Source organism: Rhodanobacter sp. ANJX3, assembly GCF_014200755.1.
Lineage (GTDB): Bacteria > Pseudomonadota > Gammaproteobacteria > Xanthomonadales > Rhodanobacteraceae > Rhodanobacter.
Genome location: NZ_JACHCM010000006.1, coordinates 211,062 through 232,665 on the forward strand (window position 1 = coordinate 211,062; position 21,604 = coordinate 232,665).

Genomic DNA, 21,604 nt, shown 5'->3' on the forward strand with positions numbered 1-21,604 from the left:
CTACCCGCTCGACTCTCACGAAGATCAAACCGTCTCCGTCACCTTGTTGAGATGCGGCGGCACATCGGGGTTGAAGCCGCGGCGCAGCGACAGCTCGGCGGTCGCGCGATAAAAACTCTGGATGATCAGCAGCGGCGTGCACAGCGCCGGCAAGCCCGCCATCACCGGCAGACTGCCTTTTCCTTTCTGACCCGGCGCGGCCACCCACACGTGTGCGCCGCGCTGGCGAAACATGTCGGCCAACGCCAGCGTGCCTTCCAGCGTGTCGTCGTCCTGCGCGAAGCACAGCACCGGAAAATCCGGGCCGACCAGCGCCATCGGGCCGTGCTTGACCTCCGCCGCGCTGAACGCCTCGGCATGCAGGCCGCAGGTTTCCTTGAACTTCAGCGCCGCTTCCAGCGCGATGCCGAGACCGAAGCCGCGGCCGACGACAAACAGATTGTGCGCGTCGGTCAGCCCTTCGCTCAGGCTCGACCAGTCGGCGTCCCAGCCGCTGCGCAGCGCGTCGGGCAAGGCATGCAGAGCTTCGCCCAGTGCATTGTCGCCACGCCAGCGCGCGCATAGATGCAGCACGGCAGCCAGCGCGGCGATATAGCTCTTGGTAGCCGCAACGCTGCGCTCCGGCCCCGCGTGCAGTGGGATCACCGTATCGGCGATGGCGGCCAGCGGCGAATCCTCCACGTTGACCAGCGCGATCACGCGGGCGCCGGCGATCTTGGCCGCCTGCGCGTTGCGCACCAGGTCGGGGCTTTTTCCCGACTGCGAGATCGCGATAAACAGCGCGTCCTGCCAGCGCTGCTCGGCCGCGTAGACCGAGGTCACCGAGGGCGATGCCGAGGCGGTGACGATCCCGAGCTGGGTTTCGAAAACGTACTTGGCATACGCCGCGGCGTGATCGGAACTGCCGCGCGCGCAGGTCACGATGAAGCGCGGCGGATGCGCGCGCAACGTCTGCGCCAGCGCAGTGACGATTTCATCATTGGCGGCAAACTGACGCGCGACAACGTCGGCGGCTTCGTGCGCTTCGCTGTACATCAAGGTATCGCGTGCCTGCATGGGATTCTCTGAAGTAAAAGGTTTATGGACGTCCAAATGGCTATTCGATCGGCTTGACAGGAGAGCCCATCAATCCGTCTGTAGTTCGGCAACAAAGTCGTAGATATCGCCGCGATACCAGGAGCAGGTAAACTCGACCACGCGACCGTCGTCGAGAAAGCTGCGGCGCTCGATGTTCAGACCCGCGCTGCCGGCGCTGACGTGCAGCAGCCGCGCCTGCTGCGCATTGAGCGACACCGCGCGAAGGCGCTGCAACGCGCGCCGCGGCCGGCAGTTGAACTGCTCCAGCACTTCGTACAGTGAGTCATGCACCAGCATGGGATCGGGCAGCACGCTGGCCGGCACCACGCTGCGCTCGATCGCCAGCGGCTCGTCCTGGCCGTAGCGCACGCGGTGCAGACGCACCACCAGCGAGCCCGGCGAAAGATTCAATGCCATCGATTCTTCCGGCGTCACTTCGCCAATGCCGCGCTCGAAAAACTCCGAGCGCGGATGCAATCCGCGCTCGTGCAGATCTTCGGTAAAACTGGTCAGCCGCGACATCGGCTTGACGATGCGTTCGGCGATAAAGGTGCCGGCGCCGTGACGCTGGGTCAGCAGGCCTTCTTCCACCAGCCCGGCAATCGCCTTGCGCACAGTGACCCGCGAAAGCTTCAGCGCCACCGATAGATCGCGCTCGCTGGGCAGTGCCTGACCGGGCTCGATATCGCGGTGCTCAACCACGTTGCGGATCGCCCGGCGCAGGCGCAGATAGGCCAGCGGCTGGTTGGTGGCCGGATCGAGGCAGATCCGGCGGTATTCGTTGGCCAAGGCGCTTTCCATAGTCACACAAGATACCAATGGATAACCACTTAGACAACCACCCCAATACCACCTCCCCGGAAACTGGGGTGCCGAAAGGGCTTTAGTTAGCCTTTTGCCCGTTCCGCTTACGATTTCTGGGAGCGGGCAGAAACGGGTGGCATCCTCTGGTATGTCACTGGTATGATCGATGCCAACCGGGCAGCAGCACCTCTTGGTCGCGCTTGTCTGCCCTCATGGCATCTATCGAGGTGACTTCGTGACTGCTTCTTCGACTAGCTCCAACCGCTCCGACGCTTCCGCCGGCGGCCCCTCCCAGCGGACCGAACCCTTCGATCTGGTGATTTTCGGCGGCACCGGCGATCTGGCCGTGCGCAAGCTGCTGCCCGCCCTGTACCACCGCTTTCTCGACGGCCAGATTCCCGACAGCAGCCGCATCATCGGCATCGCCCGCGAAGGGCTCGACGACGACAGCTACCGCGAACAGGTGCGCGACACCCTGAGCAAGACCAGCGGCGCGGACGACGCGAAGATCGAAGCCTTCCTCAAGCAGGTCGGCTATCGCTCGCTGGATGCGCGCAAAGACGAGGGCTGGGACGAGTTTGCCGCCCTGATCGGCGAGCAACCCGAGCACATTCGCGTGTTTTATCTCTCCACCTCGCCGGAACTCTTCGTCGATATCTGCGGCCGCCTGGGCCACTACAAGCTCAACGAAGGCCAGTCGCGCGTGGTGCTGGAAAAACCGATCGGCCGCGACCTCGACAGCGCCAACCAGATCAACGACGCGGTCGGCCGCGTGTTCGACGAATCGCAGACTTTCCGCATCGATCACTACCTCGGCAAGGAGACGGTGCAGAACCTGCTGGCGCTGCGCTTCGGCAACGCCTTGTTCGAGCCGCTGTGGAACAACGCGCATATCGACCACGTGCAGATCACCGTCTCGGAAACGCTGGGTACCGGCAATCGCAGCGCGTATTACGACCGCGCCGGCGCGCTGCGCGATATGGTGCAGAACCATATCCTGCAGCTGCTGTGCATGGTGGCGATGGAACCGCCGTCGTCCCTGGCACCCGATGCGGTGCGCGACGAAAAGCTGAAGGTGCTCAACTCGCTCAAGCACATCGACAGCAGCAACGTCGCACAGCTCACCGTGCGCGGCCAGTATCGCGCCGGCGTGTCCGATGGCGTCAAGGTGCCCGGCTATCTCGATGAATTGGGCAATACCAAGTCGCACACCGAAACCTTTGTCGCGGTGAAGGCGGAGATCGCCAACTGGCGCTGGGCCGGCGTGCCGTTCTACTTGCGCACCGGCAAGCGCCTGCCCGATCGCGTGTCGGAAATCGTGGTCGCGTTCAAGCCGGTGCCGCACTCCATCTTCCACGCCGAGGCCGGCACGCTGGCGCAGAACCGGCTGGTGCTGCGGCTGCAGCCGGATGAAGGCGTGAAACTGTGGCTGACGATCAAGCACCCGGGCCCGGGCGGCCTGCGCCTGCGCCACGTGCCGCTGGACATGAGCTTTGCCGAAGCCTTCGGCGTGTCGCAGCCCGACGCTTACGAGCGCCTGCTGCTCGACGTGGTGCGCGGCAACCCCACGCTGTTCATGCGTCGCGACGAAGTGGAGGCCGCGTGGCGCTGGGCCGGCCCGATTCTGGCCGCCTGGTCGGCCAGCGGCGAAGCGCCGCGCCCGTATTCGGCCGGCAGCTGGGGCCCGAGCGCGGCCATTGCGCTGATCGAACGCGACGGCCGCACCTGGAGCGAGGATAGCGAGTGATCGCTCGGGCCACTTGCAGGCGTTAGCGGTGATTCACTTGCGCGGGACCGACCGTGCGTCACACTTCACCTTCCCTCCCAACGACAAGCAGGGCGCGCCTTCCGCATGATGCCTCCGGCGCGCAGATACCATCCATGACCACCCATCTCAACGTCACCACCCACAGTTTTACCGATTGCCACGCCCAGGCTGTCGCACTGGCCGAACGCGTCGCCAAACGGCTGCGCATGAGCTTGAATCAGCGCGGCCACGCGCTGCTCGCCGTTTCCGGCGGCAGCACGCCAAAGGATTTCTTCGCACAGCTGTCGAAGGAAACGCTGGACTGGGCGAACGTCAAAATCACCCTGGTCGACGAGCGCTGGGTGCCGGACACCGACGAACGCTCCAACGCCAAGCTGGTGAAAACCGTTCTGCTGCAGAACGAAGCCGCTGCCGCGACGTTCGTGCCGCTCTACAGCGACGCGCCGACACCCGAAGAAGGCCTCGCCGCCACCAGCCGGCGGATCGAGGAACTCGCGCTGCCGTTCGACGCGGTGGTGCTGGGCATGGGTGACGACGGCCACACGGCGTCGTTCTTTCCCGGCGGCGACCATCTGGCGGAGGCGCTCGACCTCGACGGCAAATCCCGCGTACTGCCGATGCATGCGCCCGACGCGGGCGAACCGCGCATCACGCTGACCCTGCCGACGCTGCTGGAAACCGAATCGCTGTTTCTGCTGGTAACCGGCAACAAGAAGCGCGACGTGCTGGCCGATGCCCGGCTGGGCCTGGACGCGGCGCGCGACTACCCGGTGCGCTCCGTATTGACTCAGCTGCGCGTGCCGGTGGCTGTGTACTGGTGCCCATAAGCTGTCGTCTTTGCCTCACGGTTGTCGCACCGGCGCCGTACCGTTCGGGCAAAGCGTAGCGCCGAGGGCGCCTGGTCGAAGCCGGCCGGTTGATCTATACGGCCCTTCGATTTCGCCGCCGCGCGGCTACGCTCAGGGAGAACGAAATATGTCGCAGCACCCACGTAAAGCCTATCTACCGCATCGCCGCACCACCCGTTCCGGAGTCTTGAAATGAACACGCTGCATCCCGTGGTTGCCGAAGTCACCGAACGCCTGCGCGAGCGCAGCCGCGAAACGCGCGCGGCGTATCTGCAGCGCATCGACGCGGTGGATCGCGGCGGCCCGCACCGCGCGCGCCTGTCCTGCGGCAACCTCGCGCACGGCTTCGCCGCCTGCGGGCCGGACGACAAGAACGCGCTGCGCAACGGCCTGCGCGGCAACCTCGCCATCGTCACCTCGTACAACGACATGCTCTCGGCGCATCAGCCGTACGAGCGCTATCCGGAACGGATCCGCCAGATCGCGCGCGACGCCGGCTTCACCGCCCAGGTCGCCGGCGGCGTGCCGGCCATGTGCGATGGCGTGACCCAGGGTCAGCCCGGCATGCAGCTGTCGCTGTTCTCGCGCGACCTGATCGCCATGGCCACCGCCATCGCGCTGTCGCACGACATGTTCGACGGCGCGCTGTACCTGGGCATCTGCGACAAGATCGTGCCCGGCCTGCTGATCGGCGCGCTGAGCTTCGGCCATCTGCCCGGCGCGTTCGTGCCGTCCGGCCCGATGCCCAGCGGCATTCCCAACGAGGAAAAATCCAAGGTGCGCCAGGCCTATGCCGAAGGCAAGGCCGGCAAGGCCGAGCTGCTCGAGGCCGAAGCCGCCTCGTATCACAGCCCCGGCACCTGCACCTTCTACGGCACCGCCAACTCCAACCAGATGCTGATGGAGATCATGGGCCTGCACCTGCCCGGCGCCAGCTTCGAGGCACCCGACACGCCGCTGCGCGACGCGCTCACCGCCGACATCGTGCGCCGGGTCAACGCGCTCGGCGCACTCGGCGACAACTACCTGCCGATCGGCCACATCATCGACGAGCGCGCCATCATCAACGGCGTGATCGGCCTGCATGCCACCGGCGGTTCGACCAATCACCTGCTGCATCTGGTTGCCATTGCGCACGCGGCCGGCATCCAGCTGCGCTGGGACGATTTCGACGCGCTGTCCGGCGTGATCCCGCTGCTGGCCCGCGTGTATCCGAACGGCTACGCCGACGTGAACCAGTTCCACCAGGCCGGCGGCATGGCCTTCCTGATCGATCAGCTGCTCAACGCCGGCCTGCTGCACGCCGATGTGCAGACCGTCTTCGGCACCGGCATGGACGGCTATGCGCAGATTCCGCAGCTCGACGACAGCGGCGCGCTGCACTGGACGCCGGTATCCAAGCAAAGCGGCAACCGCGGCGTGCTGCGCGGCATGGACGAGCCGTTCCGCCACGACGGCGGCCTGCGCATGCTGCAGGGCAATCTCGGCCGCGCCGTGATCAAGGTGTCCTCGGTGCCCGACGATCGACTGATCATCGAGGCGCCCGCCGTGGTGTTTCACGATCAGGACGAGGTCGGCGAAGCGTTCAAGCGCGGCGAGCTCAACCGCGACTTCATTGCGGTGGTGCGCTTCCAGGGTCCACAGGCCAACGGCATGCCGGAGCTGCACAAGCTCACCCCCACGCTCGCCCTGCTTCAGGATCGCGGCTACCGCGTCGCCCTGCTCACCGACGGCCGCATGTCCGGCGCCTCCGGCCGCGTGCCGGCGGCGATCCACGTCACGCCCGAGGCCGTGGCCAGCGGCAATATCGCCAAGATCCGCAACGGCGACATGATCCGCCTCGACGCCGTCAGCGGCCATCTCGACGTGCTGATGGAAGCGCACGAACTCGACGCGCGCCTGCCGCAGCATGCCGACCTGTCCGCTCAGCACAGCGGCATGGGCCGCGAACTGTTCGGCTTGTTCCGACAGGCCGCCACCACGGCCGATCTCGGTGCCGGCGTGCTTTGACCGTTTCGCGACCAGCGCGCACCCACTCCCTTTCAAACTTTCCACGAGCGATTTCATGAGCAGCATCGAACACAAGCAGCAGCAGGTCGAAACCCTAATGCGGCTCGCGCCGGTGATTCCGGTGGTGATCATCGACAACGCCCGCGACGCCGTGCCCATGGCCCGCGCCCTGGTCGCCGGCGGCATTCCCACTATTGAAGTCACGCTGCGTACGCCGGCCGCGCTCGACGCGATCCGCGCGATCGCCGCCGAAGTGGAAGGCGCTGTGATCGGTGCCGGCACCGTGCTGACCCCGCGCGATCTGGAAGCCGCCCGCCAGGCCGGCGCGCGCTTTGCGGTATCGCCCGGCGTCTCGCCGAAACTGCTCGATGCCGTCGACGACAGCGACGTGCCACTGCTGCCCGGTGCCGCGACGGCCAGCGAGGTGATGACCTTGCTGGAGCGCGGTTATCGTTTTCTGAAATTTTTCCCCGCGGTGCCGGCCGGCGGCACCAAGCTGCTCGGCGCCTGGGCCAGCCCGCTACCGCAGGTTCGGTTTTGCCCCACGGGCGGCATCAGTCTGGCGAGTGCGCCGGATTTTCTCGCGTTGCCGAATGTGCTTTGTGTCGGTGGGTCATGGTTGACGCCGGCCGACAGGTTGGCGGCGGGGGATTGGGCCGCGATTGAGTTGTTGGCGCGCGAGGCGGCGGGCTTGCGCTCGCTCTGATTCTCGCTGGCCGTTTTTGCCCCTTCTACCCAGGCCTTATTGTGGAGAGGGTTGGGGTGAGGGGCGCCCTGGCTTCTCACGGTTTATATTTTTTAAAGCAGAGCTTTCGTCCTCCTTTGGAGGCCGAGTCACTTTCTCTTGCATGGCCAAGAGAAAGTAACCAAAGAGAAGGCCACCCCACTTGGCGCTTGCCGGGCTGCGCCCAGCAAGTCCGTGAGCTGAGGCCGGGCTTTTCGACAGGGCTCATGCCCTGACGAAAAGGAATCGGCATCCATGCCGATTCCCCTGCGGGCCTATCGACCTCACCTCACCTCACCGCCGCACAGGGGTTTAGTGGAGCAAGAGCAGGCTCGCTTGCACATCGCAGATGACCGATGGCCGCATAGCTCATTCAGGGCATTTTCTCCCAGCGGAAATAACGCTCCGTGGCTAAGTTCAGCATGTCCATATCCTCTTTTGTATCTCCGTAGGCATACGCCTTGAGAAATTTTTCGAGATCCTATTTCTCGCGAACACGTCTGGACTTCTCCGCGTTGACGCATTGCTCTCCGCGGTATCGACCCGTCAGCGTGCCGTCGACGACTTCCAACTGCGAACAGATGAGGTGCAGCTGATGTTGCACGCACCAGGGCGATAGATAGACATCGAATGCACCGGACACAACGACGACGACATCGCCTTGATTCTTATGCCACCGGATTCTTTCCATCGCCGAAGGCCGCAGCAAATCCGGCAATACGTCCCGGGCAAACTCATGGCCGGCCCGACGCGCGTCTTCAGCAGCAACACCATGGAATGCAAACTTTGTAACACGCGCTCGAATATCAATGCTTGAGATGAGGCCGAGCTTGTAGCCTGCGACCAAGGGCGCGAAAAGAAGGCTTCCAATAAACCGCCTTGCAGGCGCAACTGCAAAACGCATGAAACCTGGGAACGTTCCTTTTGTTGTGATCGTTCCGTCGAAATCAAAGAGTGCGAGATTCATCGAGACTGATTCCTTTCATGTTCAATCCATCCGTGATTTTTATAGCAGAGAAAAACTTGCTTTTGAAACAGAGCTATCGCTCTGCGTCAGAGCAAGAACGTGATTGCGATGCATCGAATACGTCGCCTCATCGGTTACCGGAGCCGAGAACGTCAATGATCTTTCACCGATCTCAAACGGCGCGGCTAAGCGCGCAGGATGCGCACTGCTTTTAAATGGGGCCCCTGTGCGGCGGTGAGGTGGGGTCGACAGGCCCGTAGGGGGATCGGCATGGATGCCCGGCAAGCGCCAAATGGGGTGTCGTTTTCTCTTGGGTACTTCTCTTTTGGACAAGCAAAAGAGAAGTACCTCGCGCTCCGAAGGAGGGCGAAAGCTCTGCTTCTCACGCACAAAGACTGCCCCGCGAGCACCCGCCCCTCACCTCGCTCCTCTCCCCAATGGGGAGAGGAGGAAAAGCCTCGCCCGGTCGCCATAGGCGAACGAAAATCTGCGCTTTAAAGCTGATAAAGCCAATTAATTTGGCGACTTCAAATACGTCTCAAACAACTCATCGATCCGTCGGTACTCGTCATACCAATCGTCCGCATGGACAAACCCATGCCGCTCCAGCGGATACAGCGAGATCCAGAAATTCTTCTTATGCAGTTCGATGAAACGCTGATACAGGCGGATCGAATCGCTGGCCATCACGTTGTCGTCGATCAGGCCGTGTTCGATCAGCAGCGGGTCGCGCAGCTGGTCGGCGTATTCGATCGGTGAGCTGGTCTTGTAGGACTCGGGGTCGAGCTGCGGTTCGTTGAGGATGTCGGCGGTGTAGTCGTCGTTGTAGCTGGTCCAGTCAGAGACCGGGCGCAGCGCGGCGCCGGCGGCGAACTCGCCGGGTGCGCGCAGCAGCGCGATCTCGGTCATGAAGCCACCATAGCTGCCGCCGTAGATGCCGACGCGCTTCGGATCGACGCCGTGGTTTTTCACCAGCCACACCTTGCCGTCGAGCAGATCTTCGAGTTCCGGATGGCCCATGTGCTGGTAGATCGCGGTGCGCCACTTTTCGCCGTAGCCTTCGGAGGCGCGGTAGTCCATGTCCAGCACCACGTAGCCCTGCTGCACCAACAGATTGTTGAACATCTGCTCGCGGAAGTAATAGCTGGATGACAGCGTGACGTTCTGCAGATAGCCGGCGCCGTGCACGAAGAACACCGCCGGACGCTTGGCCGCCTCGCTTTCATCGGCCGGTCCGTAGTACTTGGCGTAGATCACGCCGGCGCCGTGGCTGGAGGGAATCTCGACGATCTTCGGCGCGATCCAGGCGTGCGCTGCGTACGCCGGCTTGATGGTGTTGGTGAGGTCGTGACCTTCACCACCGGCGGACGGCTGGACGGCCAATTGGGCGAAGACGTATGGCGAGGAATGCAGCACGGCCAGCTGCTTGCCGTCGGGCGAGAGTTTGAAATCGTCCATGCCCTGGTACTGGGTAACGCGGGTCAGCGCACCGCCCTTCGCCGGCAGCCGGTAGACGTCGTAGCTGTACGGCGCTACCTGGTTGGTGCGCACGTAGAACCACTGGCCGTCGTCGCTGAGCAGCGGATGGCTGACCTCGAACTTGCCGGTGGTCAGCGCGGTGGCCTTGCCGTCGAGTGGCTTGCTGTAGAGCTGCGAGTAGCCGGTGTGTTCGCTCAGATACCACAGCGTGCGGTTGTCCTTGAGCCAGCCGAAATCGTTGAAATTCCAGTTGATCCACGCAGCGTCGGTGAGGCGCTGCTGGTTGACCAGCTTGTGCGTGCCAAAGTCGACGCTGGCGATCCAGCGGTCCTTGTTGTCGTTGGCGCGCACCTGCACGGCGAGCTGGCTGCCGTCGTCGCTCCAGGCGATGCCGCCGCCACCGCCGTCTTCCGGGCTGCCGACCACACGCACGCCGCGCACGTCGGGCGCCTTCAGGGCCTTGGCCTCGTCGGACTTGCCGGCTTTCTCCAGCGCGGCAACGGTCTGTGCGCGCAGCGCCTTCAGCGGATCGTCCTTGATGCCGGGCAGACCGTCGGTCGCCAGCGGATAGCTCTGGTGCTGGCGCAGGTCGAGCAGCAGCAGCGACTGCGGCGCCGGATCGTTGTGGCCGACGTAGGTGCGCGCTTCCTTCGGCTCGGTGTAGCCGCTCTCGGTCACGTAGTGATTGACCACCGGATGCTTCCCTTCGTCGTACCCCTTCGGTGCGGTGACCACCAGCAGCCAGCGGCCGTCGGGCGACAGCTCGGTGTCGACGGCCTCCGACTTGTCGCCGAGAAAGAACGGCGCCGGGGCGCGGCCGGGATCGGCGGCGTCGAGCGCCTTGTCCTCGTCCTTCAGCGCCTGCTTGTCGGCCTTGATATCGCGCAGCGTCTTGAACAGGCGCAGCTGCAAGTCGCCCAGCTCGTCGGCCTTCTTGGCCTGCGGGTCGTTGGCGAATTTCAGCACGGCCGCCGGCGCGGTCGTGCCGCTGGTCAAGTCGTAGCTGTACCAGTCGTTGCCGTCGCGGAACTGCAGCGCGCGGCCGTCGGCGGAGAACTGCGGTGAAGACTCCTCCTGTGGCGTGCGCGTGACCTGGGTGCGGCGACCGCTGCCGATATCGACCACAAAGATGTCGCCGTGCATCACATACGCCGCATGTTTATGGCTGCGATCGAACACGGCCGGCCCCCCGGCCTGCGCCATCGCGGCGGGATCGAGTTTGCTGGTCTGGCCGCTGGCCGCGTCGACGCGATATAGATCGCGCACCGGGCTGCCGTCGCGCTTGAGCGAGTAGTAGAGGCTGCGGCCGTCCACGCTCCAGTACGGCATCTCGACCGGATGCCCGATCCAGTCCGGGTTGGCCATGATGGTTTCCAGGTCGAGCGCGCCACCGGCCGGTGGCGTAACGGCTGCGGCGGGCAGCACAGCGAAAGCGATAAGGCCGGCAAGCAGCAGTCGACGCATGGGGCAGTCTCCACGGAGGGCAACGATGGGAAAAATCAGCATAGCCGAGCGCGGCGGCCATGCATGCCCACCCGTGCCAGAAGTCAGGGTCGGCCGGCGCGACTGCACGCCAGGCGCCGCCGCAGTACGCTGTGGCCTCTGCGGTCACTGAGTAAAGCGCATGCTCCTCGTCTTCGTTCGCCTGATCGTTGTCTCCGCGGCGCTGCTCGGCGCGAGTTCGTGGTGCGCGGCGCAGGTGCAGCCCGCAGCGGTGCTGCCAGCGCGAGACGTGTCGCTGATCGACCCCAACCGACCGGTGTCGATGCCTCCCGCCACGCCGCAGGGCAAGGACGCCAGCGTGTTGCACGGCACGCGCGTCGGCGACCCCTACCGTTGGCTGGAAAACCCCAACGACCCAACCGTACAGAAGTGGATCGCCACGCAGAACGCACATACCGAAGCGGTGCTGGCCGCCATGCCGGACGGCAAGGCGATGACGGCGCGCGTGCAGCAGCTCGCCATCACATCGACCACGCGTTCCGGGCCACTGCTGGCCCACGGCACGCTGTTCTACATGCAGGAAACGCCGCCGCAACCGCAGCCGCTGCTGATGGCGCAGCCGTGGCCGAACGGCACGCCGCGCGTACTGGTCGATCTCAATGCCAACGGCGGCAACACCGCCATCACCAATTACTGGCCGTCGCCGCGGGCGCGCTATCTGGCCTACGGCACGGCCGAAGGCGGCAGCGAGCTGACCACCATCCACGTGCTGGATGTCGCCACCGGCAAGGTGCTGGCCGATGCGCTGCCCTGGGCCGGCGGCGGCACCACGCCGCAGGGACTGGCCTGGGACGCCGATGAAAAAGGCTTTACCTACGTGCGCTTTGTGCCGCCGCAGGGCAGCGCCGAGGTCAGGCAGTTCGACGCCACCCTGGTGCATCACGCGCTGGGTGAGCCGGCGGCCAGCGATACCGTCGTGTTCGGCCAGGGCTATTCGCGCGTGGCCGAATATCGCCTGCTCAGCTCGCCGGATGCGCAGCAGCTCGCGGTGCTGGCCAACGTCGGCGACGGCGGCCCGGCCGAGGTGTATCGGCGTGATGGCACGCAATGGAAAAAAATCGTCGGTGCGGATGCGAACGTGCGCACGGCGGCGTGGATCGGCCAGCGGTTGTTCGTGGTGAGCTTTGCCGATGCGCCGCGCGGCAAGCTGCTGGCGGTCGACCCGCAGGGCGCCGTGAGCGAGGTGCTGGGCGAGCGCGATGGTGCGATTCAAGGCGTGGAACCGGTCGCCAGCGGGTTTCTGGTCACCCGCAGCTGGGGACCGGACTGGTGGATGGAGCAGTACGATGGCAAGGCCCGGTTCGTGCGTCGCGTGCCGCTGCCGGCGCAAGGTATTGGCGTTGGCGCCATCGCTTCAGAGCTGGGCCAGAATCAGGCGCTGATCAGCTACGGCGGCTGGACCACGCCCTCGCGCCGGGCCGAATACGACGCGCGCAGCGGTCATCTGAAGACCGTGTTCGCGGTGAAGCCCGCGGCGGATTATTCGAACATCGAAGTCCAGCGTATCGACGGCCTCTCGCCCGACGGCAGCCATGTTCCGGTGACGGTGATCGCGATGCGCGGCATCACGCCGAACGGCAAGCGGCCGACCATACTTTACGGCTACGGCGGTTTCGATATTCCGGTGGCGCCCGGTTTCGTCGGCGCCAAGCTCGCGTGGCTGGAACGCGGCGGGGTGCTGGCGTACGCCAACATCCGTGGCGGCAACGAATTCGGCGAAGCGTGGCATGCGCAGGGCCAGCAGCTGCACAAACAGAACGTGTTCGACGATTTCCATGCGGCCGCGCTGGCGCTGTTCGACAAGCAGTGGACCGACCGCGCGCACCTGGGCATTCTCGGCGGCAGCAACGGCGGCCTGCTGATGGGCGCGTCGCTGGTGCAGCATCCGGGCGACTATCGCGCGGTGGTGTCGATGGTCGGCATCTATGACGTGATCCGCCACGAAACCGATTTCGCCAACGGCGCCTACAACGTCAGCGAATACGGCACGGTCAGCGATCCGGCACAGTTCAAGGCCACGCTGGCGTATTCGCCGCTGCAGAACGTGCAACCGCATACCGCCTATCCGGCCGTGCTGACGACGACGGGCGCCAACGATCCGCGCGTGGCTCCGTGGCAATCGCGCAAGTTCACCGCGGCGCTGCAGAACGCCACCACCTCGGACCGGCCGATCCTGCTGCTGACGCGCGTCAACGCGGGTCATGGTATCGGCGCGCCCTTCAGCCAGCGCGTCGGCGATACCGCGATCATGCTGACCTTTTTCGCGCAGGAGCTGGGGCTCGATGCGAAATAGTCCGCCGTAGCCAATGCGCTGGATGCGTAGTTCGGGCCACGACACAGCGGCTGCTACCATCGTCCTTTACTTTCAAAAGCGCGCCGCTCATGCCGTTGCCAACTGCCGAACAGGAAACCGCCGCCAATCCCACCCACAGCGTGATCTGGCTGCATGGGCTGGGCGCCGACGGGCATGACTTTGCGCCGATCGTGCCGCAGCTGGTGGCGCCGGGATGGCCGGCGCTGCGCTTCGTGTTTCCGCATGCGCCGGTGCGGCCGGTGACGATCAACAACGGCATGTCGATGCGCGCGTGGTACGACATCGCGGCGTTCGATCTCAATGCCAAGCAGGACGAGGCAGGCATGCGCGCCTCGGTGGCCGCGGTGGAAACGCTGATCGCACGCGAACACAGCCGCGGCGTACCGAGCGAACGCATTCTGCTGGCCGGCTTTTCGCAGGGCGGCGCCATCGCGCTGTCGGCCGGGCTGCGCCACGCGCAGAAGCTGGCCGGTATCGTCGCGCTGTCGACCTATCTGCCGCTGCACACCACCCTGGCCACCGAACGCCACGCGTCGAATGCAGCCACGCCGATCTTCTGGGGCCACGGCCTGGCCGATCCGGTGGTGGTGGTGCAGCGCGGACTCGATTCGCGCGACCGGCTACAGGCGCTGGGTTATCACGTCGACTGGCATACCTATCCCATGCTGCACGCGGTCAATCCGCAGGAGATTGCCGACCTGCGCGACTGGCTGGGTCAGCGGCTGACGTAGGCCGCAGCAAAGGCGCTTCGTTCGACGCCAGCGAACCCCATCAAGCCGGCCACGCTCATGCGGCATACTTGCCCGCATGACGCCACCCACCATCGCCAGCCGCCCGCGCGAACGCGCCGAGCAGAGTCCGCTGCCGGACTTCTGCAAGCTGCCGGCGCTGTTCGCGCTGATCGTGGTCGGCGCGCTCACGGTGACGGTGATGTGGCTGTCGCGCACCGGGCAACGCGACTGGGCCAGTTACAGCGTCGGCATGCTGTTCGTGACGTGGCTGGCGCTGGTGATCTCGGTCGCGCTGTGCAAGCTGCGCGGTCTACTACAGAGGCTGCCCGGCCACTTTCCCTACGCCGCGGTGTGGCTGCTGATCGTGCTGCTCGTACTGGCCGCCAGCAGCGTGGCGCGCTGGCTCGATGTGGCGCTGCAAATGCAGCTGGGCACCGACAGCAGCGGCGTCTTCGTGCGCGACAATGTGGCTATCGCGGCTCTGCTCGGCGCGGCGATGCTGCGCTACTTCTACGTGCTGGCGCAGTGGCAGGCGCGGCTGGCGGCAGTAACGCGCGCGCAGATCGACGCGCTGCAGGCGCGCATCCGGCCGCACTTTCTTTTCAACAGCATGAATACCGTAGCGGCGCTGATCCGCGTCGACCCCGATGCGGCCGAGCGCACGGTGGAAGATCTGTCCGAATTGTTTCGCGCCGCGCTGGGCCAGCACAACAACGACGACGGCACCCTGGGCGACGAGCTGGCGCTGATCGAGCGCTACCTCGCGATCGAGCAACTGCGCCTTGGCGATCGTCTGCGCGTGCAGCGCGATATCGCTGCGCTGCCGGAAACTTTCCCACTGCCCCGTCTACTGCTGCAGCCGCTGGTGGAGAACGCCGTGCGCCACGGCATCCAGCCGCGGGTCGGCGGCGGCGAGATGATGCTGCGCGGCACGGTCGAGCAGCGGATGCTCGTCATTGAAATCATCAACCCGCTGCCGGATACCGCCGCCGAACCGGGCAATGGCCATGGCCTGGACAACGTGCGCCAGCGCGTGGCCTATCGCTACGGGCCGCTGGCCCGTGTGGAAGCCGGTATACAGAGTGGACTCGATGGCGAACGCTTCGTCGTGAAACTGTATCTCCCCATGCCTCAACCCTCCGAGCAAAGCCGCGATGCGCGTACTGATCGTCGATGACGAACCGCTGGCGCGCGCGCGCATGGCCGCGCTGCTCGGTGAATGCACCGGTACGGAAATCGTCGGCAGCGTCGGCGACGGCGAGAGCGCACTCGCGGCGATCGGCGAACAGCAGCCGGACATTCTGTTGCTCGATATCAACATGCCCGGGCTCAACGGCACCGCGCTGGCCCAGCGCCTGGCCGGTCGCGCGCGGCCGCAGGTGATCTTCTGTACCGCCTACGAAGCCCACGCGCTGCAGGCCTTCGAACTGGGCGCCGTCGATTACCTGCTCAAACCCGTGCGGCTGGAACGCTTGCGCGATGCCCTGCAGCGCGCCGAGCGCCGCCTCGCCGATCAGACCCGCGAACCGACCAAATATCTGCGCGGTCGGCTGCGCGGTGAAGAAGTACGCATCGCTCTGGACGAAGTGATCTACCTTCTCGCCGACGAGAAATACGTCGTCGTGCAGCACCGCCGCGGCGAGCTGCTGATCGAGGAATCGCTGCGCCAGCTGGAAGAAACCTATCCGAACCAGCTTATTCGCCTGCACCGCAACTGCCTCGTGCCGCCGGCGCGATTGCTGGGACTGAAAACCCTCGGCGACGGTCGCGTGCTCGCGCGTCTGGACGGCACCGAGCTGAGCCCGGAAATCAGCCGACGCAACCTGCCGGCCGTAAGAAGGCTGCTGCGGTTGGGATGAGGGCTTTGCGAGCGCGAATCGCTCGATTGCCTGCTTGACCGCGGCACGCTTGGGAAAAAGTAACCGTTAATATGGGGGAATCGAAATTCAAAGCGGAGCTGGTCGCCAATGGATTTTTATACGATCTGGGAATCGGCGCATTTCAGACTCTCGCAGTCCTACGATTTTCGCTTTCCTGGTTACCTGTTTGTCGAGTGCCACTCAGGCGTTCGTCGCCTGAACGACTTCGGGCCAGGGGAATCCGAAGAGCTTGCTGCCGTGTTGAAACTCGGGGAGCGTCTGCTCGATCTTCTGATTCGACCCGAGCGAATTTATGTTCTGAAATTTGGCGAATCCGACGACCGCATACATTTTCATCTGATTCCACGAACCGCGGAACTGCTGAAGTCGTATCTCGATGAGCGGCAAGGAAGCCCTCCCTACAACGGCGCGCTCATCACGGCATGGCTTTGGGCGAACGCTGGCCGCCTCGGCCATTCCGATGCCGATATTCAAGATTTTATTTCATCGGCACAGAGAATGTCCGAGCAGCTGACTTCATAGATTTTCGAACATGTGAGGCATCCGTACATTCATCGCTGAACACCTTCGTGATCTACACAGGAAGCGTAGGGAAACAATGGATTTTTTGGTCGCTCTCATCTCAAGATAAAAGGAATCACCATGAAGCTTATAGGCATGCTCGACTCGCCCTACGTCCGCCGCGTGGCGATCTCGCTGCAAATGCTCGGCATCCCGTTCGAGCATCAGTCGCTGTCGGTGTTTGGCGGCTTCGACGAGTTTCAGCGGATCAATCCGCTGGTGAAGGCACCGACGCTGATCTGCGATGACGGCGAGGTGCTGATCGATTCGACGCTGATTCTGCAGTATGCCGAGGCTATAGCCAGCAACGGCAGGAGCCTGATGCCGACGGAGGCGGCGGCGTTGCGGCATTCGCTTCGCCTTATCGGACTGGCACTGGCCGCGTGCGAGAAAAGCGTGCAGATCGTTTACGAACGCAAGCTGCGGCCGACCGAGAAACAGTACGCGCCGTGGGTGGAGCGCGTCAGCGGGCAGCTGCTGGCCGCTTACGATGCGCTCGAAGCGGCCTCTCGCGATCAATCCCTCGCCGTTACCAGCGGCACTATCGATCAGGCCGGTATCACTACCGCCGTTGCCTGGAAGTTCACCCAGGAGATGTTGCCGGATATCGTGCAGGCGGCCGACTATCCGGCGCTACGCATGTTCTCGGACAAAGCCGAGGCGCTGGCGGCGTTTGCCGCGGCGCCCTGCGGTCCAAGCACGTATCGCGCGGTGGCGTGACTCGCAGTAGACACCCTTCAATCTCTACGATTATCGAGATGGCGACGGCGCATAGCGCGTAGGTTGGCGCTGAGCGCACCGATGCCCAACAAAAAGCCCAACAGGGGTAAGGCGATAGACAACTCCATCGCCTGGTACCCGTCGGGCTTCGCTTTGCTCAGCACCAACCTGCGTTTTCAACGCCGACGCGCGTTCGGCGCCTGGCGAGGTGGGGTCAACCTTCCTTCTTGATCTCGTGGCCGCCGAATTCGTTGCGCATCGAGGCCAGCAGCTTGTCGGCAAACGAATCGTTGTCGCGCGAGCGGTAGCGTTCCATCAGTGACAGGGTGATCACCGGAGCGGACACGCTCAGCTCCATGGCGGCGTCGACGGTCCAGCGGCCTTCACCGGAATCGACCACGTACGGGGCGATACCCTTCATGTCGGGGTTCTTGCCCAGCGCGTCGGTGGTGAGGTCGAGCAGCCAGGAACGCACCACGCTGCCGTAGCGCCAGATTTCGCCGACCTGCTTCAGGTCGAGGCCGAATTCGGTCTTGTGCTTGAGGATGGAGAAGCCTTCGGCGTACGCCTGCATCATGCCGTACTCGATACCGTTGTGGACCATCTTGGTGTAGTGGCCGGAGCTGACCGGGCCGACGCGGCCCCAGCCCTGATTCTTGGCCGGCGCCAGCGTTTCGAAGATCGGCTTGATCGCGTCGACGACCTTCTCGTCGCCGCCGACCATCATGCTGTAACCCTCGGCCAGACCCCAGATGCCGCCGCTGGTACCGCAGTCGACGTAGTTGATTTTCTTGTCGACGTACGAGGCCGCGCGCCGCTGCGTGTCCTTGTAGTTGGAGTTGCCGCCGTCGATCACGGTGTCGCCTTCGGACAGCAGCTTGTACAGCGTGTCGACCGTGTCGTCGGTGATCTTGCCGGACGGCACCATCACCCAGACCACGCGCGGCGCGGGCAGCGCTTTGACCAGCGCTTCGAGCGAATCGGCTTCGCCGGCGCCCTTGGACACGAGCAGCGTGCGCGCGTCGGCGTTCGGATCGAAACCGATCACCTTGTGCCCGCCCTTGATCAGGCGTTCCGCCATATTGGCGCCCATTTTGCCGAGACCCACCATGCCAAGTTCCATCGGATGTCCTTTACGTAATGTGTTGGGGAGAGGAGGAATTCGAAATACGTCAGTCATGCAGTGTATTCACGTCACCGATAAGCCGGCGTGATCGCAGAAACTTGCTACGTGGTGCGCGCCAGCCATTTCTGCAAGCGCGCGCGCAGACGCGCGGTGATGCGCGTGCGGCCGTAGGCCTTGGCCGCCTCGCGAATCGCTTCGGCCTGCGTGGGATACGCGTGGATCACCCGCGCCAGCGTGGTCAGGCCGATCTTGGCGACCATGGCGAGGGTAATCTCGTTGATCATCTCGCCCGCGTGGCGCGCCACGATGGTGGCACCGAGAATGGTATCGGTGCCCTCGCGCACGTGGATTTTGACGAAGCCGCCTTCTTCGCTGTCGGTGACCGCGCGATCGATCTGGTGCATCGGCACCGTAAACGTCTTGATCGGAATACCCATGAGGTTGGCCTCGCGCACATACAGGCCGACATGGGCGATTTCCGGATCGGTGTACGTGCACCAGGGGATGACCAGTTCGCTCAGACGCATGCGCCCACGCATGAAAGCGTTGTTGACCACGATGCGCGCGGAAGCCGCCGCCGTGTCGGTGTACTGGTCCTGCAGGCAGACGTCGCCGGCGGCGTAGACGCGCGGATTGCTGGTGAGCAGAAAATCGTCGACGGTGACGCCTTTGATGGCGTCATACTTGATGCCGGCCTTTTCAAGATCCAGACCTTGCACGTTGGGCACGCGGCCCACGCCGGTGAGAATCGCGTCGACCTCGATGGTGCTTTTGTAATCGGCGCTGATCAGGTCCACCTGCTTGGCGCCGTTCTCCGTGCGTACCGCCGTGGCGGTGGTGTTGAGGCGCACCTCGATGCCGTCGCGGCCGAACGCGTCGGAAAGAATCTGTGCGGCATCGCGCTCCTCGCGTTCGAGAAACAGCGGCTTGTCCTGCACGATGGTGACCTTGGAGCCGAGCTGTCGAAACGCCTGGGCCAGCTCGCAGCCCACCGGGCCGCCGCCGATCACCAGCAGCCGCTTGGGCAGCTCGGTGAGATTGAACACGGTGGCATTGGTGAGAAACCCGGCCTCGCGCAGACCCGGCACATCCGGAATGTGCGGGCGCGTGCCGGTGGCGATCAGCGCCTTGCCGAATCGCAGCGTGAGCTCGTTGACCATCAGCGTGTCGTCGCCGGCAAAGCGCACGTTGCCGAAAAACATGTCGACACCGAGCTTGGCCATGTGTCGCACCGACGAGCCGCCGCTGAGGTGGCTGCGGATGCGCCGCACGCGATCCATCACGGCAGTAAAGTCGACCTCGATATGGTCGACCTTGGCACCGTAACGCGCCGCGTTGCGCATGTCGGCGTACAGCCGTGCGGTGCGGATCAGCGCCTTGGACGGCACGCAGCCGGTGTTGAGGCAGGTGCCGCCGATGAAGTGACGCTCGATCAGCGCCACCTTCAAGCCCATGGCGATAGCCAGCTCGGCCGCGGCGACGCCGGCTGAGCCGGCACCGATGATTACCAGCTGATAGCGATCGGCCGGCTTGGGATTGGCCCAGGCCTCAGGATGCAGATCGGCGACGCGCTTGTCTTCCCACGCGTCCTGCGGCGTGGTGATAGTGGCATCGAACGGCGGCGACATCAGTGTGCTCCTTCGGGCGCAGAGGGTTGCAGCCAGCCGCCTTCGAAGCCGGCTTGACGCAATCCGTCGCCTATATATGGGTTGCTGCGCATCAACTGCCAGATCAGGCCGCTGCGGTGGTTCTCGATCATCATCACCACGATGCCCTGATCGAGCCCGTAATAGCCGTTGGAAATCCACGGCTGGCCGTCGACCGGCACCGAGGGGTTGAAGCTGCTGGCCAGGCGATTGTCGACCATCATCTGCGGATAGCGCATCAGCATGTTGCGCATCGCCTCCATCACCAGCTCCGGCGCGAACGGCAGCGAGGCCAGCACGGCCGGCGCAGACAGCGTGCCGTCGTCGGGGCCATACGGCACGCCGCGACCGGCGTAACCGAACAGGCGGTGGTCGGGGCTCACGGTATCGGCTTGGTCGTCGGTCGGACCGTCGCAGGCGGACAGGCCCCAGCAGTTTTCATCGTAGCCGACGAACTCGTGCGGGTTGAGCTGCGTGTAGCGGCGCTGGATGTAGACGGCGGCGCGGCTGTTCTCGAAGTAGTCGGAGTTCTTTTCGCGCATGAACGGGTCGCGGATGCCGCGTAGATCCACCCACGCATGCGAAAACTGATGCACGAACAGCGGGCCGGCGTACAGATAATCGTGGCCGTAGAGGTTTTCCCACTGGTAGGTCGCCGTCCACGCGGTGTAGCAATCGGCCTTGATCGGATGCGTGGGCGAGCCCATCGCCATGGCGTACAGCACGATCGCCTCGCTGTAACCTTCCCAACCGTAGTGCAGAAAGCCGCTCTCCGGCTTCCAGCCCTGTCGGATGGTGCCGCCGCCGTCCTGCGACCACAGCCAGTCGACGCGGCGGTAGAGAAAATCGACCAGATCGCGCAGCTCGGTTTCTTCCGCCGTGTCGGCAGTGAAGTACTGGCCCGCCGTCAGCGCGCCGGCGATCAGCAGCGCGGTGTCGATCATCGACAGCTCGGACTGCCACACCCGCGTGCCCTTTTTCATGTCCAGAAAATGGTAGTAAAAGCCCTTGTAGCCGGTGGCATCGGGGGCGCCGCTCTGGTCGCTGTCGCGGAAAAAGCGCAGCGCGGCCACGCTGAGTTTTATCGCATCGGCGCGTTTCATCCAGCCCCGCTCCACCGCGATCGGATAGCACGACAGCGCAAAGCCGACCACGGCGATGCTGACCGGCGAGTTCTCGCGCGAGGTGTCGGCCACCAGGCCGTTGTCCGGATTCACCGTTTCAAGAAAGTAACCGAAGGCTGCCTTCTGCAGCTGGTCCAACATCGCCTCGTCCGTGAGCGTGGGTAACTGGGTCATTGCGTGGGATTCCGGCAAGCCAATGGTCTGTCATCGCTGGTGCACCCATCGGCCATGATGCGGCCACGCGGAGCTGGGCACGAGCTGGTGGGATGCGTTTCGCAGCATGCCATTTTGCCTCGTCTCGTGCCGGCGCGCCGGTAGCGTG

17 protein-coding genes are annotated in these 21,604 nt (G+C 64.4%); 10 read left to right on the forward strand and 7 right to left on the reverse strand.

Features of this window, described 5'->3' with window-relative positions; translation table 11 throughout:
* Positions 1-24: 24 nt before the first annotated feature.
* Positions 25-1,056, reverse strand: coding sequence for an SIS domain-containing protein (locus tag HDE76_RS16755; protein WP_184509186.1), 1,032 nt, complete (start codon positions 1,054-1,056; stop codon positions 25-27).
* A gap of 69 nt (positions 1,057-1,125) precedes the next feature.
* A complete protein-coding gene (locus HDE76_RS16760; protein ID WP_179479110.1) occupies positions 1,126-1,878 on the reverse strand; it encodes a GntR family transcriptional regulator in 753 nt (250 codons plus the stop codon).
* Positions 1,879-2,197: 319 nt separating this feature from the next.
* Here HDE76_RS16760 and zwf point away from each other — a divergent pair, with 319 nt between their 5' ends.
* From zwf to HDE76_RS16780, 4 genes are all read left to right on the forward strand, one after another.
* The gene (zwf, locus tag HDE76_RS16765) at positions 2,198-3,628 is read left to right on the forward strand and encodes a glucose-6-phosphate dehydrogenase (protein WP_343205730.1); all 1,431 of its coding nucleotides are present in this window, start codon (positions 2,198-2,200) and stop codon (positions 3,626-3,628) included.
* Positions 3,629-3,762: 134 nt separating this feature from the next.
* Positions 3,763-4,476: a 6-phosphogluconolactonase gene (gene pgl / locus HDE76_RS16770; protein ID WP_179478875.1), complete on the forward strand. Its 714-nt coding sequence runs from the start codon at positions 3,763-3,765 to the stop codon at positions 4,474-4,476.
* A 213-nt stretch (positions 4,477-4,689) separates the two neighbouring features.
* A complete protein-coding gene (gene edd / locus HDE76_RS16775; protein ID WP_184509190.1) occupies positions 4,690-6,507 on the forward strand; it encodes a phosphogluconate dehydratase in 1,818 nt (605 codons plus the stop codon).
* Positions 6,508-6,562: 55 nt separating this feature from the next.
* A complete protein-coding gene (locus HDE76_RS16780) occupies positions 6,563-7,213 on the forward strand; it encodes a bifunctional 4-hydroxy-2-oxoglutarate aldolase/2-dehydro-3-deoxy-phosphogluconate aldolase (protein ID WP_221262459.1) in 651 nt (216 codons plus the stop codon).
* Between the two features lie 499 nt (positions 7,214-7,712).
* On the opposite strand, the gene HDE76_RS16785 is transcribed toward HDE76_RS16780, so the two are convergent.
* Both HDE76_RS16785 and HDE76_RS16790 read right to left on the reverse strand, forming a co-directional pair.
* A complete protein-coding gene (locus HDE76_RS16785) occupies positions 7,713-8,198 on the reverse strand; it encodes an HAD-IB family phosphatase (RefSeq protein WP_255481648.1) in 486 nt (161 codons plus the stop codon).
* Between the two features lie 513 nt (positions 8,199-8,711).
* Positions 8,712-11,141: a prolyl oligopeptidase family serine peptidase gene (locus tag HDE76_RS16790; protein ID WP_184509192.1), complete on the reverse strand. Its 2,430-nt coding sequence runs from the start codon at positions 11,139-11,141 to the stop codon at positions 8,712-8,714.
* Between the two features lie 160 nt (positions 11,142-11,301).
* On the opposite strand from HDE76_RS16790, the gene HDE76_RS16795 reads away from it, so the two are divergent.
* From HDE76_RS16795 to HDE76_RS16820, 6 genes are all read left to right on the forward strand, one after another.
* The gene (locus tag HDE76_RS16795; protein WP_184509194.1) at positions 11,302-13,473 is read left to right on the forward strand and encodes a prolyl oligopeptidase family serine peptidase; all 2,172 of its coding nucleotides are present in this window, start codon (positions 11,302-11,304) and stop codon (positions 13,471-13,473) included.
* 89 nt (positions 13,474-13,562) lie between these two features.
* A complete protein-coding gene (locus HDE76_RS16800) occupies positions 13,563-14,225 on the forward strand; it encodes a dienelactone hydrolase family protein (protein WP_184509196.1) in 663 nt (220 codons plus the stop codon).
* Positions 14,226-14,301: 76 nt separating this feature from the next.
* A complete protein-coding gene (locus tag HDE76_RS16805) occupies positions 14,302-15,402 on the forward strand; it encodes a histidine kinase (protein WP_184509198.1) in 1,101 nt (366 codons plus the stop codon).
* Positions 15,380-16,084: a LytTR family DNA-binding domain-containing protein gene (locus HDE76_RS16810; protein WP_184509200.1), complete on the forward strand. Its 705-nt coding sequence runs from the start codon at positions 15,380-15,382 to the stop codon at positions 16,082-16,084. The genes HDE76_RS16805 and HDE76_RS16810 overlap by 23 nt, the downstream gene beginning before the upstream one ends.
* 108 nt (positions 16,085-16,192) lie before the next feature.
* Entirely contained in the window at positions 16,193-16,627 is a 435-nt protein-coding gene (locus HDE76_RS16815; protein WP_184509202.1) for a hypothetical protein, read from the forward strand.
* A 120-nt stretch (positions 16,628-16,747) separates the two neighbouring features.
* Positions 16,748-17,386, forward strand: coding sequence for a glutathione S-transferase family protein (locus HDE76_RS16820; protein ID WP_184509204.1), 639 nt, complete (start codon positions 16,748-16,750; stop codon positions 17,384-17,386).
* 214 nt (positions 17,387-17,600) lie between these two features.
* On the opposite strand, the gene gnd is transcribed toward HDE76_RS16820, so the two are convergent.
* The 3 genes from gnd to HDE76_RS16835 form a co-directional block, all read right to left on the reverse strand.
* Complete coding sequence (gnd, locus tag HDE76_RS16825) at positions 17,601-18,509, reverse strand: phosphogluconate dehydrogenase (NAD(+)-dependent, decarboxylating) (RefSeq protein ID WP_179478897.1); 909 nt, start codon at positions 18,507-18,509, stop codon at positions 17,601-17,603.
* A 104-nt stretch (positions 18,510-18,613) separates the two neighbouring features.
* Positions 18,614-20,140: a mercuric reductase gene (locus HDE76_RS16830; RefSeq protein WP_184509206.1), complete on the reverse strand. Its 1,527-nt coding sequence runs from the start codon at positions 20,138-20,140 to the stop codon at positions 18,614-18,616.
* A complete protein-coding gene (locus HDE76_RS16835; protein ID WP_184509208.1) occupies positions 20,140-21,456 on the reverse strand; it encodes a glucoamylase family protein in 1,317 nt (438 codons plus the stop codon). Before HDE76_RS16835 ends, HDE76_RS16830 begins: the two co-directional genes overlap by 1 nt.
* Between the last annotated feature and the right edge of the window lie 148 nt (positions 21,457-21,604).

Bases quoted from the DNA above. Each gene is read 5' to 3' on its own strand.
- HDE76_RS16755 (WP_184509186.1), bottom strand. From the start codon at position 1,056: ATGCAGGCACGCGATACCTTGATGTACAGCGAAGCGCACGAAGCCGCC.
- HDE76_RS16760 (WP_179479110.1), bottom strand. From the start codon at position 1,878: ATGGAAAGCGCCTTGGCCAACGAATACCGCCGGATCTGCCTCGATCCG.
- pgl (WP_179478875.1), top strand. From the start codon at position 3,763: ATGACCACCCATCTCAACGTCACCACCCACAGTTTTACCGATTGCCAC.
- edd (WP_184509190.1), top strand. From the start codon at position 4,690: ATGAACACGCTGCATCCCGTGGTTGCCGAAGTCACCGAACGCCTGCGC.
- HDE76_RS16780 (WP_221262459.1), top strand. From the start codon at position 6,563: ATGAGCAGCATCGAACACAAGCAGCAGCAGGTCGAAACCCTAATGCGG.
- HDE76_RS16785 (WP_255481648.1), bottom strand. From the start codon at position 8,198: ATGAATCTCGCACTCTTTGATTTCGACGGAACGATCACAACAAAAGGA.
- HDE76_RS16790 (WP_184509192.1), bottom strand. From the start codon at position 11,141: ATGCGTCGACTGCTGCTTGCCGGCCTTATCGCTTTCGCTGTGCTGCCC.
- HDE76_RS16795 (WP_184509194.1), top strand. From the start codon at position 11,302: ATGCTCCTCGTCTTCGTTCGCCTGATCGTTGTCTCCGCGGCGCTGCTC.
- HDE76_RS16800 (WP_184509196.1), top strand. From the start codon at position 13,563: ATGCCGTTGCCAACTGCCGAACAGGAAACCGCCGCCAATCCCACCCAC.
- HDE76_RS16805 (WP_184509198.1), top strand. From the start codon at position 14,302: ATGACGCCACCCACCATCGCCAGCCGCCCGCGCGAACGCGCCGAGCAG.
- HDE76_RS16810 (WP_184509200.1), top strand. From the start codon at position 15,380: ATGCGCGTACTGATCGTCGATGACGAACCGCTGGCGCGCGCGCGCATG.
- HDE76_RS16815 (WP_184509202.1), top strand. From the start codon at position 16,193: ATGGATTTTTATACGATCTGGGAATCGGCGCATTTCAGACTCTCGCAG.
- HDE76_RS16820 (WP_184509204.1), top strand. From the start codon at position 16,748: ATGAAGCTTATAGGCATGCTCGACTCGCCCTACGTCCGCCGCGTGGCG.
- gnd (WP_179478897.1), bottom strand. From the start codon at position 18,509: ATGGAACTTGGCATGGTGGGTCTCGGCAAAATGGGCGCCAATATGGCG.
- HDE76_RS16830 (WP_184509206.1), bottom strand. From the start codon at position 20,140: ATGTCGCCGCCGTTCGATGCCACTATCACCACGCCGCAGGACGCGTGG.
- HDE76_RS16835 (WP_184509208.1), bottom strand. From the start codon at position 21,456: ATGACCCAGTTACCCACGCTCACGGACGAGGCGATGTTGGACCAGCTG.